This is a genomic window from Leeuwenhoekiella sp. MAR_2009_132, assembly GCF_000687915.1.
In the GTDB taxonomy this organism is placed as follows: Bacteria; Bacteroidota; Bacteroidia; order Flavobacteriales; family Flavobacteriaceae; genus Leeuwenhoekiella.
Genome location: NZ_JHZY01000004.1, coordinates 232,168 through 249,773, shown reverse-complemented (window position 1 = coordinate 249,773; position 17,606 = coordinate 232,168). Strand labels below are relative to the sequence as shown.

Here is a 17,606-nt window from a genome sequence, read left to right as displayed (position 1 = left end):
ATGGAAAATACGTCAATAAAAGAGCAAGTTCAGGCTATAATAAATAAACGTTGGGAAGAACTCAGAAATCCAAAAAGCCTCTTGAGTTTAAATAGTATAGAAAAGCAAACTAACCAAGGTTATAATGGCAGGCAATTATTGGAGTTATTCCAAAACTGTGAAGACGAAGGGGCTTCCAGGGTTAAAATTTATTTAGACACTCAAAGACAAGTTTTAGAAATAAGCAATGATGGCTCTAAACCTTTTTCAATAAAAGGATATGATTCAATTTTTTATCCAGGCTTATCTTCTAAGGTTTCGTCAGATTATATAGGTAATAAGGGGCTTGGCTTTCGTTCTATTATCAATTGGGCTTCAAAAATTTCCATTATAAGTAATGGTTTTGCGTTGGTATTTGATTCTGATATAAAAAGGGATATACTTTTAAATCAAATTGGCTATTCAGAAAATGAGTTATCACAAATAAGAATAGAAAGAAAGTTAAATGATAACATTTACCCTTTACCTTTATTGAACAGCTGTAAAATTAATGAGGTTGTTAACCCTAGTGACTTCACAACAACAATATCTGTAGAATACGAAAAAGAGTTTGAAGTAAGCATTAAGGAGCAATTAAAATCCATAAGTGAAAAGACATTACTCTTCTTAAAAAATATAGAAACCATTGAAATCGGCGGTGACTTTATTAATCAAACTATTACAGTAAAAAGAAAGAAGATCTCAGATAATAGATTTGAGATAAGTCATAATGGTAATGTTTACCATGTAATAAGTGACAATGGAGTTGTTGATAAAAGCTTGATTGAAGATAAAGATTCTAGTGAACCTAAAAAGTACAGTGTAAAAATAGCTTACAACGATAGTTTGACTTTTAAAGACAAGGTGTTGTATAACTATTTTAAAACTCAAATTCCTTTTGAGTTACCTTTTGTCGCTCACGCCAGTCTAGAACTAGATCAAAATAGAAACCATAGTCTAAAGTCCAGGGTAAATCCTTTTGTATTAGAAAAGTTATTTCTACTTCATCAAGAATTAGTTGAAGATTTAAAACAGAAACATTTTAAGTCTTGGTTACCTTATCAATCTATTAATCGTCAAGGTAATAATATTTACGAACCGTATTTAAACTTAATTACCAAACATTGGAATAAATTTGAAGTATATCCAATTCTATCTGGTCTATATGTCACGTCATTGGTGGCTAAAAATTTAGGAAATCGAATTGCGGCATTTATCTCAGATAATCAATTGGAACATATTTATGGTGAGCAGATGGTATTCTGTGATCTTAAAATTACTCCAAATCAATACATAGATAGGCCCAATAATTATAAGGCCATAATTGAAAGTTTAGCTGTTAATTTGACAATAAATCAAAGAGCATTATTTATAAGCTTACTATTAGAAATTTACCCTAGAGAAAAGTTTAAGGTGTTAATTGATGAGAAACTTCAATTAATAGAAGCAGATGATTTTGTTTACACAGATAAGACATCAGAAAATAAAGGCTTACAGGTACCTAGCTATTCAAGTATACGATTTTTAAATTCTAATTTATACCAAGCTTTAATAGTACAGCTAAAATTGCAATCAGCACCGTACAAATCTAGAAGCTTAAAAGATAAGTTAGAAGTCATTTCAGATGTTCATTCTTTTGAACCACAAACAGTAATAAAAAAAATAATAAGTGAAACTGACAATTACCTTAAAAATAATGAGTTTAAAAAAGATGATGTCATAAAAGAGTTTTATCAAAAACTATATTACAATTATAAATTAAGAGGTGATAGTCAAGTATTAGACTATGATGCAATAATACCTTGTTTGACTGAAGATAATCAGCTTAAAAACACTAAAGGACTTGCCTTATCAGACGAGTTTGAAATTGGCAGGATTTCAAACCAAATTTTCGGGAATTTGTATGAAAGCTCAGATGTAATTGCTAAACTCTCTAAATTTGGTTTACAAAATGAGGATATTGGTCAGGTTGAAAGATTTTTGAGATGGCTTGGTGTTAACCCTATTTCTATAATTGAAAAAATTAATTCCAACATTGAACCTAATTTTTTACAATATTCCGCAAAAGTACATAATGCATCAATAACAAATTATAATCTATATACCATCAAGAATTTTGAGAAAATTCTGAATACTGAATCTGTAGGTATAAATCATCTTATTAGTTGGCTTATAATTGATGATAAATTAAAGTTTCTTTTTAAGAATTATACTGAAAAATATTCTGCTATTAATGAAACGCTACAATATACCTTTCGTGGAACAAAAAAGGATATTAGACCGTTTGAAAATTATATCTATTTCAAGATATCTAATCACTTCAATATCACCAATTATCTAATAACGAGTAAAAAACAAGAGTGGTTTAATCCGTTCAAAATTGATTATGATTATTTATTCAAGATTAATAATGATTTAGATAAAACAGAGGTAGATAAAATTCTCACTTTTTTTGGAGCAAAAAGGGATTTTAATGATTTAGATATTAATTATTTAAAAATAAAAACGCAAGAGCTTGCTGAAAGGCAAAATAAAAATGGCTCACAGGTATTTTACAAAAATCTTGTTGGGCATTTTAAGGAAAATAATGAACAGATATTGGGCGTAGATTTATACGCTAGAGAAGGTGATGATATTGTCGTTAAAGAGGCTGGCCAAGTTTATTTTAGTGATCGGATACAATTACCGGACACGCTCACAAGAAAATTCCCAATCTTTTACTATCCCTCTAGATCAGGAGCTTCACGAGCAATACAAATGTTCGGTCTCAAAGATTTAAACACTCTAGATCTAAGAATTAATGAGAAAAAGGTAAACGATTTAATTACTAATGATTTTAAAAAATTCATTAAAGAGATTAAACCTTTCATCTTAGCTTTTAGATTAGATAAAATCACAAGAGAAGACGTAAAAAATGGCCAGGTTCAATTATTAAATAAGCTAAAAATAGAATGTTGCGAAAAATTAGTGTGTAGTATTAATGATGAGATATTTAACATCGAACCCTACAACTACATATTTAACGATGATACTTTTTATTTTAATATACCCCATAACTCAGATGTAGTTGAATTAAGGCAGAAAAAACTTTTTAGAGATAATTTATCAGACGTTTTTTTAAAAGTTTTTGACACGTTTGATGAAAAGAAAATCTTTGAGGCTATTATCATGCAATCACAAGATGATAATGTATATGATTTGAAAAATGAATTAGCAGATGGGATTTTGGATGAAGCAAAACTTTTGTTGGGAGAAATAAGCGTAAGGTTGTCCATTTGGAAATCACTCTTTAAAATTAAGGGTATTGAAGTTCCCGTAGATTTCAATGAAAATAATATAGAGCAATATATTATGACATATTTTCCTGAAATGGATCGAAGGATGTTATTCAATTCTGATGGTAATTTAGAGGAACTCGCAAAAATCAGGTGGTGTTTCAATAAATTAAATGTCGATTTAAAGAAGTATAATAACGTTACAGATTACAAGCTCTCTTTTGATTCCTTATATACAAAAGAGCTTTCTTCATTTTATGAGAAGCATAAGAAAAAAGTGAAAAATCAGGTTTGGTATTATTTATCTCGAACTTCACGAGAGGAACAAGCCTACTTTATAGAGTATTTACACCAAATTGAAACTTTAATTAGTGATTTTAGTTTAAATCAAAACAAAAACATCTATGATTTTAAAATTGAAATTCTGAAACTTTTAAATAACAAATTAGCATTTGTTGAATTTGAATTTGATGATGATAAATTTCAAGATTATGATTTGGTTGAGAATAAAAATAATGAAGAATTTAGTGAAGATGAGAAACTTCATATTCGAAAAGACAAGTTATTAAATAGTCTAAGTTATTTTGAAAATAATATAGATTTCATAAAGAAAAAACTATCCGAAAAGAAAACTCAAAGTATTGAAAATAAAGAACTTCAATTTAATTTAAATCAAAGTAGTGAACCAGAACTAGTGGAGGATTTTGAAGTTGAAAACGTATTTGACAATAATATAGGAGTGAATGATGGATTTTGGTTAGGAGGAGCTAATGGTTCAAATACTACGCTATCAGACAATGAAAAGAAAAAATTAGGAAATAGTGTTGAGGAAGTAGTCAAAAATTATTTGCTTAGTAAACCCGATTTATACTCTAAAGTAGAACTTATAGCAAAAACAAATGAAAGTGCACACTATGACATTAAATACTTTGATAACAAAGGTGATGAGTTGAAGTACGTAGAAAGTAAGTACTACAATGGATTTTCTTTTGACATATCAGAATCTGAAAGAGAATTTGGTTATACTAATGCACAAAAATATGAGATTTGGTTAGTGAATAAAAATTCTAAAATATTCGTCATTAAGGATATTAAGAATCTAGGTAAACTAAAGCCTTTAAAATATAGGGTGAAAATAATATTAAAAGAACATGCAGTCTAAAACCAATGAACAAGCCCTTGAGGCAGCGATAGAACAAACGCTTACCGGCACAACACTAGAGCGTTTAAAAGAAGACGGCACCAGTGTTCGGGAGGCGCAGGCGGGCTATCATACTCCGGGAACTTTTGTAATTGGTGATGCAACAGATTTTGATGCACGCTATTCACTAGATAAGCACTTTTTTTGGGAGTTTCTCGAGAACACGCAGCAAGACGAACTCGATAAACTCAAACGTGCCTCAGACTGGCAGTTAAAAATCCTTGAGCGTTATGACCGTATGGTTAAAAAATACGGCCTATTACGTCTTATGCGCAAAGGGCTTGAGGTAGAAGATGCACATCTTACGCTGTTATATCAGTTACCACTAGCCAGTAGCAGCAAGACCATACAAGATAATTTTAATAAAAACCGTTTTAGCATTTCCCGTCAGGTACGCTACAATCCAGAGAATCTTAGAGAAGAGATCGATATGGTTGTGTTTATAAATGGGTTGCCTATTGCCACCTTAGAACTTAAAAATCACTGGACGGGACAGAATGCCGCTACTCACGGGGTTAAACAATACAAATACGACCGGGACTTTAGACAACCGTTGTTAAACTTTGGGCGTTGTCTGGTGCATTTTGCAGTAGATACCGATGACGTGTTTATGACCACTAAACTTACTGGGGCAAGTAGTTTTTTCCTTCCGTTTAACAAAGGCAACAATAGCGGTAAAGGGAATCCCGTGAATCCGTTTGGGCATAAAACTGCCTATTTGTGGGAAGAAGTTTTTCAGCCTAAAAGTCTGGTCAATATCATTCAGCATTTTGTGCGTTTTGATGGGAAATCTACTGACAAGCTGGCAACACGTACTTTATTTTTCCCAAGGTATCATCAGTTGGATGTTGTGCGTAAATTGATTGATGACGTATCTCATAAAGGAGTTGGTCAAACCTATTTAATACAACACTCGGCAGGTTCCGGTAAATCCAATTCGATCACTTGGGCGGCCTATCAGCTAATAGAAACCTATCCTGCAACAGCAGCAGTACCCGGAGCAAAAAGTCTGGAGCATCCGCTCTTTGATTCGGTAATTGTGGTCACAGACCGCCGTATTCTCGATAAGCAGTTACGCGATAACATCCGCGAGTTTTCCGAAGTAAAGAACATCCTGGCACCTGCCCGTTCTTCTCAGGAATTGAAAGACAGTCTGGAACAGGGCAAAAAAATCATCATTACCACGATTCAGAAATTTCCATTTATTATAGATGGGATATCCGATCTTAGTGACCGCAGGTTTGCAGTTATTATTGATGAAGCCCATAGTTCGCAGGGAGGTACCACCGCCGGTAAGATGAATCAGGCAATGGGAATGGCAGAAACTGACGAGGATGAAGAAGACGGGCAGGACAAAATCTTAAAAGCGATGAAAGCGCGTAAGATGAAAGGCAACGCCTCTTATTTTGCTTTTACCGCAACTCCTAAAAATGCAACCTTAGAACGTTTTGGCACCAAACAGGAAGACGGCAGGTTTAAACCCTTTCACCTGTACTCGATGAAACAAGCCATTGAAGAAGGTTTTATTCTTGATGTACTTGCTAATTATACCACCTATAAGAGTTATTACGAGATTGAAAAGTCTATTGAAGACAATCCGTTGTTTGATACAGCAAAAGCGCAGAAGAAGCTTAGAGCCTTTGTGGAAAAAGATAAACGTACCATAGCGACTAAAGCAGAACTGATGATGGAGCACTTTATAACAAAAGTGGTTAATACAAAAAAGCTGAAGGGGAAGGCAAAAGCGCTGGTTGTTACTCAAAGTATAGAATCGGCTATACGGTATTATCAGGCAATTAATACCTATCTGGAAAGTAAAGGAAATCCTTTTCAAATTATAGTGGCATTTTCCGGTAAAAAGAAGGTAGACGGCATTGAATATACAGAAGCAGATCTCAACGGTTTTGCCGATTCTGAAACCAAAGATCAATTTGATACCGATGCCTATAAAATGCTGGTTGTAGCCAATAAATACCTTACCGGTTTTGATCAACCTAAACTGGCTACGATGTATGTAGATAAAAAACTACAAGGCGTTCTTGCGGTACAGGCACTGAGTCGTCTTAATCGTTCGGCATCTAAATACGGTAAAAAAACAGAGGACTTGTTTGTACTTGATTTTTTCAATAAGGTAGATGATATTCAAGAATCCTTTGAGCCTTTTTACACATCTACAACATTAAGTAAAGCTACAGATGTGAACGTACTCCATGAGTTGAAAGACGCATTGGATGAAGTGGGCGTTTATGAATGGACTGAGGTAGAAGATTTTGTTGAAAAGTATTTTGATAAGGTAGATGCTCAACAATTGAGTCCCATTATAGATACTGCTGCAAACCGCTTCAATGTAGAACTTGATCTTGAAGATAATGCCAAAGCCGATTTTAAAATTAAGGCGAAACAATTCGTAAAAATTTACGGTCAGATGGCAGCTATAATGCCATACGAAATGCTAGTCTGGGAAAAATTGTTTTGGTTTCTAAAGTTTTTAATACCAAAACTAATCGTAAAAGATCCAGATGGCGAGGCAATAGATGAGTTGCTAGAATCTGTTGATCTTTCTACCTACGGTCTGGAGCGCACAAAAGTGAATGAGGCTATTGTTTTAGATGACGGGGAATCTGAGTTAGATCCTCAAAAAGCGACTCCGAGGGGAGCTCACGGCAGTACCGAAGAAAAAGACGAGTTAAATGAGATTATTAAATCATTTAATGAACGCTGGTTTCAAGGGTGGGATAGTACTCCAGATGAACAAAGAATCAAACTTTTAACGCTATCCAAAAGTATAGAAGCTCATCCTGATTATGAATTAAAATATCTAAATAATCCAGATACCCAAAACAAGGAACTTGCACTTCATAGAATGTTTAAGGATGTTTTAAATAAACAGCGCAAGCAGGATATGGAATTGTATCGTTTAACGGCTAAAGATGAATCTTTTTATCAAGGAATATTTGATACGATGAAGCGAATTATAGATCACAGTCGACCTAATCTTTAAAATCTGCTAATGAACCTAAACCCACCTCTTTTCCAGATGGGTTTTTTTATAGCCTTATCTCACTATCCCCTGCAACTCAAAAAACAACCCTACTTCCTCCTCAAAAATATCTTTTGGTGTACGATGACTCATTTCAGCACGCAGATGCACATGGTAATCAAAACCCCGTTTAAGTTGGTCTCCTAAAAAGCTTAATGTGTCGCTGGGATCGACAACAGTGTCTTTACCGCCTAAAACCACCTGCCCAAATCCGGAACTCGGAGCTTTAAAGTCCGGGATATTTTGAACAACAGAGCGCTTTACTAAAGCAGGATTAAACAGTAAAACAGGCTTGTTGAAAGCCAGCCCCAGGTGGTATGCTGCAAAACCGCCCATACTGCTGCCCATAACGTAATCAATAGCCTCCGTTTTATAGATTTCGTAGATCTGCTGTACTGCATCAGGATTATTTTTATAGTCTAAATCTGGCGCTATAACAGTCGCGTACTGTTCAAGAATAGCCTTTTTAGCAGCACTGAGTTTGCTTTCGAGTCCGTGAAGGTAGAGTATGGTCATAAGGTATGTTGTTTGGTATTTAAATGTACAGAATCTTTTTGCCGTTTTGAGTTCTTGGATTCTTGGTTTCCTTTTGCTGTTTTCCGTTTGTATATGGTTTTCTGTTTTCCGATTTCCGGTTTCTACTTTTTACCGCTTACCTCTAAGCTCTCACTTTAATCATTAATATTAACATTTAACAGATAACAAAAAATCCCTAAGCAAAAAGGCTTAGGGATTTTAAGATTGTGGAGTCGGGCGGGCCAGGGTCACAGACCGTTCAACAAATTGACTCAAGTACTGTAAATTCTAAATCAGGTTTATTAGAGACAGATCGTTTCAATTAACTTTTAACAGATAAAAAAAAATCCCTGAGCCAAAAGGCTTAGGGATTTTAAGATTGTGGAGTCGGGCGGGCCAGGGTCGCAGACCGTTCAATAAATTGACTCAAGTACTGTAAATTCTAAATCAGGTTTATTAGAGACAGATCGTTTCAATTAACTTTTAACAGATAACAAAAAATCCCTGAGCCGAAAGGCTTAGGGATTTTAAGATTGTGGAGTCGGGCGGGTTCGAACCGCCGTGCAAACAGGCAACTCAATAGCTTTCTACGCGCTTATTTGCCAATTGTTTTTCGAATACAACCCGGTCGGCAACTACCAAGCAATACCTTATTCTCGATTAAGCTTCACTACCACATCAAGACCCTGCGATAGCTATGTTTACTTTTTCGGTACCTCTAAGCGAAACGCCGTAAACCAGGGCTTTTCAGAGGTATCATGGTCTCATACCTTGTATGAGATTAAGTAAATCCTACTGTGATTCGGATTATGCAGCCATGGCGTAGTTATTCTCGCCGTTTAAAAAGTGTGAAACATGAGATTTACGAGCTTGTGTCCCAGCGCTCGGCGTGCTTACTACTCAATTAGACCCGCTGTCAAAACCAAATCGACCCCGTTTCTAAAATATCCTCGATAATTTGAGGGCTGCAAAGATACTAAAGTTCTTCGGCATTCAAACTATCAAGGATTATTGTTTTATTTCTTTTCTATAGAAGCATCGTCTTTTAATGCTTCGGTCTTGATATCTCCTTTACCATATACCTTTACAGAAGCCTTATCCTGTGCATATACTTTCAAGTTATTGGCTGCATACACTTCAGTTGCCGTGCGACCACTTAAAGTCACGTACCCGTCTTTAGATTCAAATCGAGCACCTTTGTAATTTGATTTTCCTGATGAGGTTAATTGCAGCGTATTTGTTTTTCCTCTTGGCGAAAACTCTGCGTTTTCATCAAGTGTAAAAGTACTTTCGGTAGTATTATAATCTCCTTTAAGATCGGTACGATCGGTCATTTTTAAGGTGAAATTTTTAGCATTTAATCTGCAATCACCACCAGCATTCCCCATAAGGTTAAACATGGTTTTATCGCTATTCAGTTTAAATTCAAACCTTGAAGCATCGTATGCGGTTAACGTAAAATCAGAAACTTCAAGAAGCCCGGGAGACTTAAATTCGGCATCCTTCTTAAGAATAATATGTTGCGGATTATCTAGCTTTAAATAAACTTTCAACTCCTTAGCATTAGTAATGCGCATATTAGGTTTTATAACCAAAACGCTGTCTGTTACTTTAAAATCAATTACACTTACTAGATTACGATCTGTAGTTAAAATGTAACTGTTGTTAGGCGATTGTGCCAATTCTAACTCAATACCTTCACCTATCTCTACCGTGTTAATACCAGACTCCAGTTTTCCCACAATAGACATTACATCTTTATCTCCTTTAATTTTGTTCTGCGCATTACACGAGGTTAAAATTGTAGTTACAGCAAGAACAAGTAGTTTAAATTTCATAATTTTTTATTTTCTCAAAAATACGCAGAATGTTAACACTTTTATCTCAATAAACTATTAAAACTTAACCCGCCGGAGGTTAGCATACCTGTGCATAAATCTATTAAAATTGTAAATTACAGACTTAAAATCTCAATACATGACCCACATTACATTTGCATTACTTAAAGAAGGAAAAACACCACCAGATCACAGAGCAGTATTGTCACCTACTTCTATGACTGACGCTCAGGAGCGATATCCTAAAGCCCGGTTTATAGTAGAATCTTCGTCTGTACGGGTTTTTCCTGATGTAGCCTATGAGAAGGCCGAATTTGAGGTTTTGCGTGACGTGTCTGCAGCTGATGTAATGCTAGGTGTTAAAGAGGTGCGCATTGAGGATTTGATACCTAATAAGAAGTACTTTTTCTTTAGCCATACCATTAAAAAACAACCGTATAACAGAGCCTTATTAAAAGCTGTTTTAGATAAAAATATTGAACTTTATGATCACGAAGTAATCACAAATAAGCGCGGTTTACGCTTAATAGGCTTCGGAAGATATGCAGGCCTGGTAGGTGCTTACAATGGTTTTAGAGCCTACGGTTTAAAACATAAGTTATATGATTTGCCACCGGCATCAATATTGACAGATATAGATGCATTGCACGGTCAATTGGCTAAAATTGAGCTACCCGCTTTAAAAATAGTCCTTACCGGAACCGGAAAAGTAGCGACCGGAGCCGCCGAAATTTTAAATACAATGGGTATTAAAAAAGTTTCGGTAACAGAGTATCTCACAAAAACATTTAAGCAAGCGGTTTATGTGCAGCTGGGCATAAAAGATTACACGAGAAAAAAAGATGGTTCAGCTGCCAGTAATGCTGAATTCTTTAAAGACCCCTCAGGTTATGAATCTAATTTTATGCGCTTCGCGGAAGTAACACAGCTCTTTATAGCGGGGCATTTTTATGGTGATGGAGCTCCATATTTATTTACCCGGGAAGATGCTAAAGCCGAAAATTTTAAGATAGAAGTCATTGCCGATATTTCGTGTGATGTAGATGGCCCTGTAGCCTCTACGCTGCGCGCCTCTACCATTGCAGATCCTTTTTATGGTTATGACGCAAAGACTGAAACTGAAGTAGCAATGGATGCTGAAGGTGCAATAACGGTAATGGCAGTAGATAATTTACCCTGCGAATTGCCAAAGGATGCCAGTGAAGGTTTTGGTGAGATGTTTATAGAACACGTACTGCCGGCATTTTTTGATAAGGATAAAGATGGTATTCTACAACGCGCCCGTATGACACAAAATGGTAAACTAACAAAACGTTTTAGCTACCTGCAGGATTATGTAGACGGTAAAGAATAAAACGAAAAACGAAATACGAAAGGGGAAAAGGGAAAAACGAAAGGGAAAAAGGAAAAGGGAAAAACGAAAAACGAAAAACGAAGTAATTAGTATCTGCTCAATAAGATCATTTTGAGCGCAGTCGAGAAACCTTTTAGCGAACTTATAAAATCCTTGTATCGCCTACTCAATCACAGATAAGCTATTTTCTCTTCGGAAGCTTTTGGGAATTAGGTCGGGAAGATTGTGCATATTCTATACCCCAAATTGTTAAAATTCCTAGAGTATACATCAATATATCTAACCATGAGAAATGACTGCCAAATATTAAAGCGGCCCATTTCTTATAAGCTATAGGAAAGAATTGTGTGAGATTTATAATCTGAAGAAATTCTATTATAAAGGAAAAAACCAGGGTGATGATCAATCCGTTTTTAACGGAAACCTTTGATGCAGTCATTAATAGACAATACACCAAAATCACAACTAAGAAATCTCCCAGATTTGCCCGTACAAATCCGGTTTTAAGAAAGGTAGCGATGGCAATTTCTAGAATCAAAATAAACACAAATCCCAGCAGATAGGCGAGACGAGAATTACGGATTAGTTTCATCTGTATTTAATAGTTTAAGAGATTTAAGAACGGTATAGATTAATGTTAGCAGTAGCCCTAAACTAGCGCTAACAACTAAAATAGGCCAATTTTCAAAAGGGTTTATTACAAAATACCATACATCGTGTAGCAAGGCGAGCGGGTTAGTAAGTACATCCCACGAATTATAGCGAAGTACTCTACCCAGATATAGGCCATAACCACACAGGCAAAATATTATAAATGTAAGCATCTGTAACATTACGCTGTTTATTTTTGGTTTCCATATTTTTTGCATTGCCACCACCGAAACTAATCCTGCATATAATGCTAAACTAGAAAATGCCAAAATGAGTATAAAATCAAATAGATATTGACCGGTAGTATTCATTTTTAAGTGAACAAAATCTGTAAATATGTAGGGCGCATTGGGCAAAAACAAAACCCAGATAAACGTTAACAGGCTTAATAAAATAGGCTTTTGAAGCAGTGATTTGTAATACAGCATCGTCCACGTGATACCTAGCGGAACAAGTGCTAAAAAAAGATTCCAAATTAGAAATAAGCCAAATAAACTGTGGGTTATTTTGATGCGTGTCATTATCAAAAGAGCACAAACAGCAGCGGCAAAAGTCAGCCTTTTTAAGTGTTGATAGTTTTGAAGAAATACTGTTTTCATTAAATTAATTTTTTTAAAAGCCAGCCTTGCTCTGGAGCAAGCCGGCTTCTATTTTTTAGCATTATTTAAGAGTTCCAGTCAATTTTCCGCGAAGCGTACATCACGACTGCAAGAATGATAAATAACCCAATGCTTCCTACGAGCAGTGCATAATTTTCAAGCTGAATAATGACATATATGAAGCTGTACAATAGGGTTAGTGAAGCACCAATAAATAAAGGAAACTTTACGTTTTTGAGAATACTTCTAGAGTATAAGGTGATCAAAATAACCACAGAACAACCGGAAACAAAATAGGCGTTGAAGTAACTGCTGTGCTCAGAAATAGAAATGAGTAGCGTGTAAAACATAATTAGTGAAATACCTATCATCAGGTACTGAAACGGATGAATAGGTATTTTACTTAACGTCTGTATTAAAAAGAAAATAAGAAAGGTGAGCCCAATAACCAGAAAACCGTATTTGGCAGTTCGTTCACTTTTTTGATACTCATCTACCGGAATCATAAAATTTACACCAAAAGCATACGCATTCAAATCAGGTAAACGGTCAAAGAATTGTTGCGAGAAGGGGCGGTTAATATCCAATACGTTCCAGCGCGCATCAAAGCCGGTTTCAGTAAGCTTGTCTTGATTATAGGGAAGATAGTTACCCGTAAAATTGTTTGTTTCCCAATTGGAAGTAATTTGAGCTTCGGTGGTTTTGCCTATGGGCACAAAACGTATTTGTTCGCTACCGTTTACTTCTAAATTTATGCTAAATGCAACTGCCTTTTCCTTCGGAAGTTGAGCAACTTCAATAGGTTTGCTTTCCATTAAATGCATATTCAACCCATTAGTCCTGGGATTTTCATTTGTATCGTATTTTGAAGAAAAAGGATAACTATGTTCATTAAGTTTAATCTTTACTTCGGCGCTTACTCCCTTTAAATTAGAGGTCTTTAAAATTACGCGCGCTTTATCCCACAGAATATCTTCGGGTTGAAGTGACACATCAGAGAAGTCTGGGACGGCAAACGTTCCGTTTAATAGGGTTTGTGAACTAAACACCGTGGTTTTGTAAATGCTTCGGTTTTTAATTTCGGGGTTGACTGTTGAGGTTATATTTAATTTTTCGGGAAAGAAATATGCGTATTTAATTTCTTCTACAACTTCAGTTAAAACTTCTCTAGTTTGTTTATTCGTAATGGCTTTCTCGTGGTAGGTTTTATACGGGATTTTAAAAATAGGTCCGTAAATCAAAACTTCATCTCCCCATTTTTCATTGATTTCGCTTACAACTTCCTGCTGCCGAAAGGCGCGTTCTTCAATAAGATTTTGCACAAAAAATAGCGGAATTAGGAGAATAAGGGTAAGAAAACCTACCATAAACATACGTGCAGTGATTGAGTTTTTAACCCAATAGATAATCTTGTTGTGCTGCTGTGGTTCTTGCGTGCTCATATTAAGAATTTTAAAAAGTGGTTACTATTTATTAGTAAATGAGAATTCATTTAGTAAAGTACTTTGAAATACAAAGTGGATAAATAAAAAAATAGATTTTAGTATTATGGGTTTATCAGTTTTTCTAGAGCCTCAATATGTTTTGTAAACGCATCTTTACCTAAAGAAGTAGCGATATAACGGGTATTAGGCTTTCGGTTAATGAATGATTTTTCAACTTTGATGTACGCTTCTTTTTCTAATGCTTTAGTATGACTGGCGATGTTGCCGTCTGTCGCGCCCAGCAATTCTTTCAGCATATTAAAATCGGCAAAATCATTAACCATAAGAATGCTCATAATCCCCAGTCTAATGCGGTGATCAAAAGCCTTATTTATATGTTGAATGATGTTTTTCAAGGTATTGAATCTGTTATCTGGTTTAAATTTTCAGTCTCTAGAGAGCGAATAGGCGAGGGTACTAGCGGTCGTATTTGTTGTACAATATAGCTCCATAAATAATATGAAGCACACCAAAGCCCAATGCCCAAAAATACAATCCGTATCCTATAAATTGTGTTGCAATAAGACCAATTATTATATTGACTATGCCCAAGTATTTAATATCACCAATGGTAAATTTACTGGCATTCACCAGGGCAAGACCATAAAATAAAAGTGTTGCAGGAGCAACCAGCCCGGCAATATTATATTGAATAAGGACTATACAAAATAGACCACCAGTAATAAGCGGAATCGCAAAATTTGCCAATAAGCGTTTTGAAATAGGATTCCAGATTTTTTCATTCTGTTTTTTTGCTTTGCGTAAGGTGAGTACTAAACCAGTCACTATGGCTGCAAAAAGTACTAGAAGAGCGATGCCAATTAAATTGAAAAAGAGGGTGGTATAGGTGTCATCTGAGATGTACTGAGTTTCTGTATAGCTTAAGTCTTCAAACTTTTGAATCTGAAAATAGGCAGCTATTGCGCCAATAAGTGCGTAAATGCCTGCTAGAATTCCGGAGAGTCCGCTAAGTGAAATAAATCGAGATGAGCGACTCATCATATTTTTGATGTCGCTAATATCTTTGAGATAGTTTTTTGTTTCCATACAAAAGTACTTTGAATTGCAAAGTAAAACTAAAATTTTGTACAAACCAAAAATAAAAAAAGCCTCACCAAAAGGTGAAGCTTTTAGTTTTTGCTCACATTCAGAAATTACCTCACAACCAGTAACGGGGAGCTAAGGCTTTCATTAAAAAGCTCTTCAGTAAGACTTCCTATTAGCAGCGTAGAAATATTGCTGCCACCTTTGTCTGAAAGAATCACTAAATGAGGTTTGCGTTTTTCGATCTCCATTAAAAATTTCTGACCGATGCTTTTGTCTTTTGCAAAGAGAAATTCGTTAGTATCAGGAGGAGTTACCGCTAGTTTTTTAAAAAATTTAGCAGATTTCTGTCTGAGGTGCGTTTCTACTTTTACCAGTGCATTATCACGTACAACATATTGAGAAAACTGAATAGGAATATGATAAATATGAAGTGCATTTAATTGTACAGCTGTTGTGTTGCGCAGTTCTTCTGCAAAGAAAAATGATTTTCGGGATGGGCTCGAAAAGTCTGTACCTACCCAAACTGTATCTAAGTGCAACTCGGCTGTTTTAGGTACGGTAAGTATACTGCATTTTAATAATCTCAGTAATTTTGAAGTTACCACTCCTGTACCATCTTTTGCAGGCTTGTTACCTACTACAACAAGATTAATCTGATATTTATTGGTGATATAATGTATGAGAGATTCGGTGTTAGAGTCTTCAGAAATAAGGACTTCCCAATTTACATTAGCAGTAAATGTATTTTCAATCTGTTCATTAAGTTCATCGCCTATGAGTTGGTCAAGGTTCACTTTTTGCAACTCTTCTTCAAACAGGTCTGAAATCTCGTATTTCTTAATGTTATGAACAAAATAAACGTTTTCTACCGCTAACTTTTCGGCGAGAAACGAGCTGTATTTAATTAGATATTTATCTATTGAAGACAGGTCTAATGCAACAAGTATGTTTTTTACTTTTTCCATTTTTATTCGGCTTTTTTTCTACGTGCGACAATTTCTTTGACAACATCTTCATAATCGTCCATCTGCTTTTCTGATTTCTTTTTTTCTAATTTTTGATAATCTTCCCGCAGTCCTATGTAGAGGGAATAGCACATAATCAATAAAATAATAGCAAAGGGTAAACCGGTGACAATGGTTGCGGTCTGTAATGCCTCGAGGCCACCGCCAATTAAAAGTACAGCAGCAACGGTACCTTCGGTAATTGCCCAAAAGATGCGCTGACCTACCGGAGCTTCAATTTTCCCTCCGGTAGTTAAACTATCTACAACAAGAGAGCCAGAATCTGATGAGGTTATGAAGAAGCCTGCTATAAGAATAACCGCAACAACGTTTATAACCATTGAGAGTGGGTAGTCTTCAAAAAAGACAAAAAGCGCCGTAGCAACATCATCCTGTACCGCTGATACTATTGCTGTATTACCACCTAGTGCCTGTTGAATAGCAACACTACCAAAAGTTGACATCCAGAAAAAGGTAACTAAAGAAGGTACTAATAACACGCCCAAAATAAACTCTCTAATGGTTCTACCTTTTGAAATACGGGCAATAAACATACCCACAAAAGGAGACCAGCCTATCCACCAGCCCCAGTAAAAAACGGTCCAGTTATTTTGCCAGGATGAACCTTCAAAAGTCTCACTCCAGGTAGAAATTTTGATGAAATTAAAGAGATAGCTTCCTGTATTCTCAACAAAAGAGCGGAAGATAAAGAGGGTAGGACCCAGAATTAAAGCAAGTAAGAGCAATACAACCGCAATACGCATATTCCATTCACTCAAAATACGCACGCCTTTATCAACTCCCAGAACCACAGAGGTGGTTGCTATTAATGTTATACCGGCGATTAATAACACCTGAGTAAGTGTACCATCGGAAACACCAAAAACATGATTCAAACCACTGGCAATTTGCTGGACACCAAAGCCTAGTGAGGTCGCCAGTCCAAAAAGAGTTGCTAGAACTGCAAAAATATCAATAGCATCTCCAATCTTTCCGTGTATTTTATCTCCTAAAAAAGGATAAAAAACAGACCTGATGGTAAGGGGTAAGCCACGGGAATAGGTAAAGTAGGATAAGGCTAATCCTACCAGCGCATAAACACCCCAGGCGTGAAACCCCCAGTGTAAAAAGGTGAAATTCATCGCTTCCTGCGCTGCGGCTACCGTATTAGGAGCTGCGGTAGGCGGGGTTGTTAAATGAGTTACAGGTTCTGCAACGCCAAAAAACAGTAATCCTATACCCATACCTGCGCTAAACAACATAGCAAACCAGGATATGGTTTTAAATTCGGGTTTTGCTTTTTGACCACCTATTCTTAGTTTCCCATATTTACTTAGAGCGAGATAAATCAGAAAAATCAAAAACAGATTGATGCATAGTATGAAAAACCAATCTGCTTTTTCTGCTACCGCATGCTGTATATCACTAAATATTTTCTGCGCTTTTTCCTCAAATAGGATCGTAAGTGTAATACTTATTACAATAATTATTGCCGAAGTAAAAAATACGGGTCCGTTGACCTGTAAGCCAAAGATGGATTTCCTTTCGTCACTGCGTGTAATTTTTTTTGCCATAATTT

12 protein-coding genes and 1 other RNA gene are annotated in these 17,606 nt (G+C 35.7%); 3 read left to right on the top strand and 10 right to left on the bottom strand.

Going from position 1 to position 17,606, the window contains the following annotated elements; all coding sequences use genetic code 11:
- Together P164_RS09515 and P164_RS09510 are read left to right on the top strand one after the other, a co-directional pair.
- Nucleotides 1-4,455 (top strand): sacsin N-terminal ATP-binding-like domain-containing protein, encoded by a 4,455-nt coding sequence (locus P164_RS09515; RefSeq protein ID WP_028376161.1) that lies wholly within the window; start codon nt 1-3, stop codon nt 4,453-4,455.
- Complete coding sequence (locus P164_RS09510) at nt 4,445-7,495, top strand: type I restriction endonuclease subunit R (protein ID WP_028376160.1); 3,051 nt, start codon at nt 4,445-4,447, stop codon at nt 7,493-7,495. The genes P164_RS09515 and P164_RS09510 overlap by 11 nt, the downstream gene beginning before the upstream one ends.
- Before the next feature lie 54 nt (nt 7,496-7,549).
- Here the strand turns inward: P164_RS09510 and P164_RS09505 are convergent, their stop codons facing one another.
- The 3 genes from P164_RS09505 to P164_RS09495 all read right to left on the bottom strand — a co-directional run bounded on the left by P164_RS09505 (nt 7,550) and on the right by P164_RS09495 (nt 9,888).
- Nucleotides 7,550-8,050: a YqiA/YcfP family alpha/beta fold hydrolase gene (locus P164_RS09505; RefSeq protein WP_028376159.1), complete on the bottom strand. Its 501-nt coding sequence runs from the start codon at nt 8,048-8,050 to the stop codon at nt 7,550-7,552.
- Nucleotides 8,051-8,583: 533 nt separating this feature from the next.
- Nucleotides 8,584-8,985, bottom strand: a transfer-messenger RNA (tmRNA) gene (gene ssrA / locus P164_RS09500).
- Nucleotides 8,986-9,066: 81 nt separating this feature from the next.
- Nucleotides 9,067-9,888 (bottom strand): GIN domain-containing protein, encoded by an 822-nt coding sequence (locus P164_RS09495; RefSeq protein WP_028376158.1) that lies wholly within the window; start codon nt 9,886-9,888, stop codon nt 9,067-9,069.
- A 148-nt stretch (nt 9,889-10,036) separates the two neighbouring features.
- Here P164_RS09495 and P164_RS09490 point away from each other — a divergent pair, with 148 nt between their 5' ends.
- Nucleotides 10,037-11,242: an NAD(P)-dependent oxidoreductase gene (locus P164_RS09490; RefSeq protein WP_028376157.1), complete on the top strand. Its 1,206-nt coding sequence runs from the start codon at nt 10,037-10,039 to the stop codon at nt 11,240-11,242.
- A gap of 181 nt (nt 11,243-11,423) precedes the next feature.
- On the opposite strand, the gene P164_RS09485 is transcribed toward P164_RS09490, so the two are convergent.
- The 7 genes from P164_RS09485 to P164_RS09455 all read right to left on the bottom strand — a co-directional run bounded on the left by P164_RS09485 (nt 11,424) and on the right by P164_RS09455 (nt 17,601).
- Nucleotides 11,424-11,834 carry a DUF2809 domain-containing protein gene (locus P164_RS09485; protein ID WP_035899726.1) on the bottom strand — a complete coding sequence of 137 codons (411 nt, stop codon included), beginning with the start codon at nt 11,832-11,834 and terminating at the stop codon, nt 11,424-11,426.
- Nucleotides 11,818-12,492: a DUF1361 domain-containing protein gene (locus P164_RS09480; protein WP_051621320.1), complete on the bottom strand. Its 675-nt coding sequence runs from the start codon at nt 12,490-12,492 to the stop codon at nt 11,818-11,820. The genes P164_RS09485 and P164_RS09480 overlap by 17 nt, the downstream gene beginning before the upstream one ends.
- A 65-nt stretch (nt 12,493-12,557) precedes the next feature.
- Nucleotides 12,558-13,934 (bottom strand): cell envelope integrity protein CreD, encoded by a 1,377-nt coding sequence (gene creD / locus P164_RS09475; protein ID WP_028376155.1) that lies wholly within the window; start codon nt 13,932-13,934, stop codon nt 12,558-12,560.
- A 104-nt stretch (nt 13,935-14,038) separates the two neighbouring features.
- A complete protein-coding gene (locus P164_RS09470) occupies nt 14,039-14,332 on the bottom strand; it encodes a winged helix-turn-helix domain-containing protein (RefSeq protein ID WP_028376154.1) in 294 nt (97 codons plus the stop codon).
- Between the two features lie 61 nt (nt 14,333-14,393).
- Nucleotides 14,394-15,023, bottom strand: a complete 630-nt coding sequence (locus P164_RS09465) for a hypothetical protein (RefSeq protein ID WP_028376153.1) — start codon at nt 15,021-15,023, stop codon at nt 14,394-14,396.
- A gap of 107 nt (nt 15,024-15,130) precedes the next feature.
- Nucleotides 15,131-15,988, bottom strand: coding sequence for a universal stress protein (locus tag P164_RS09460; protein WP_028376152.1), 858 nt, complete (start codon nt 15,986-15,988; stop codon nt 15,131-15,133).
- A 2-nt stretch (nt 15,989-15,990) separates the two neighbouring features.
- Nucleotides 15,991-17,601 (bottom strand): BCCT family transporter, encoded by a 1,611-nt coding sequence (locus tag P164_RS09455; protein WP_028376151.1) that lies wholly within the window; start codon nt 17,599-17,601, stop codon nt 15,991-15,993.
- Nucleotides 17,602-17,606: the final 5 nt, after the last annotated feature.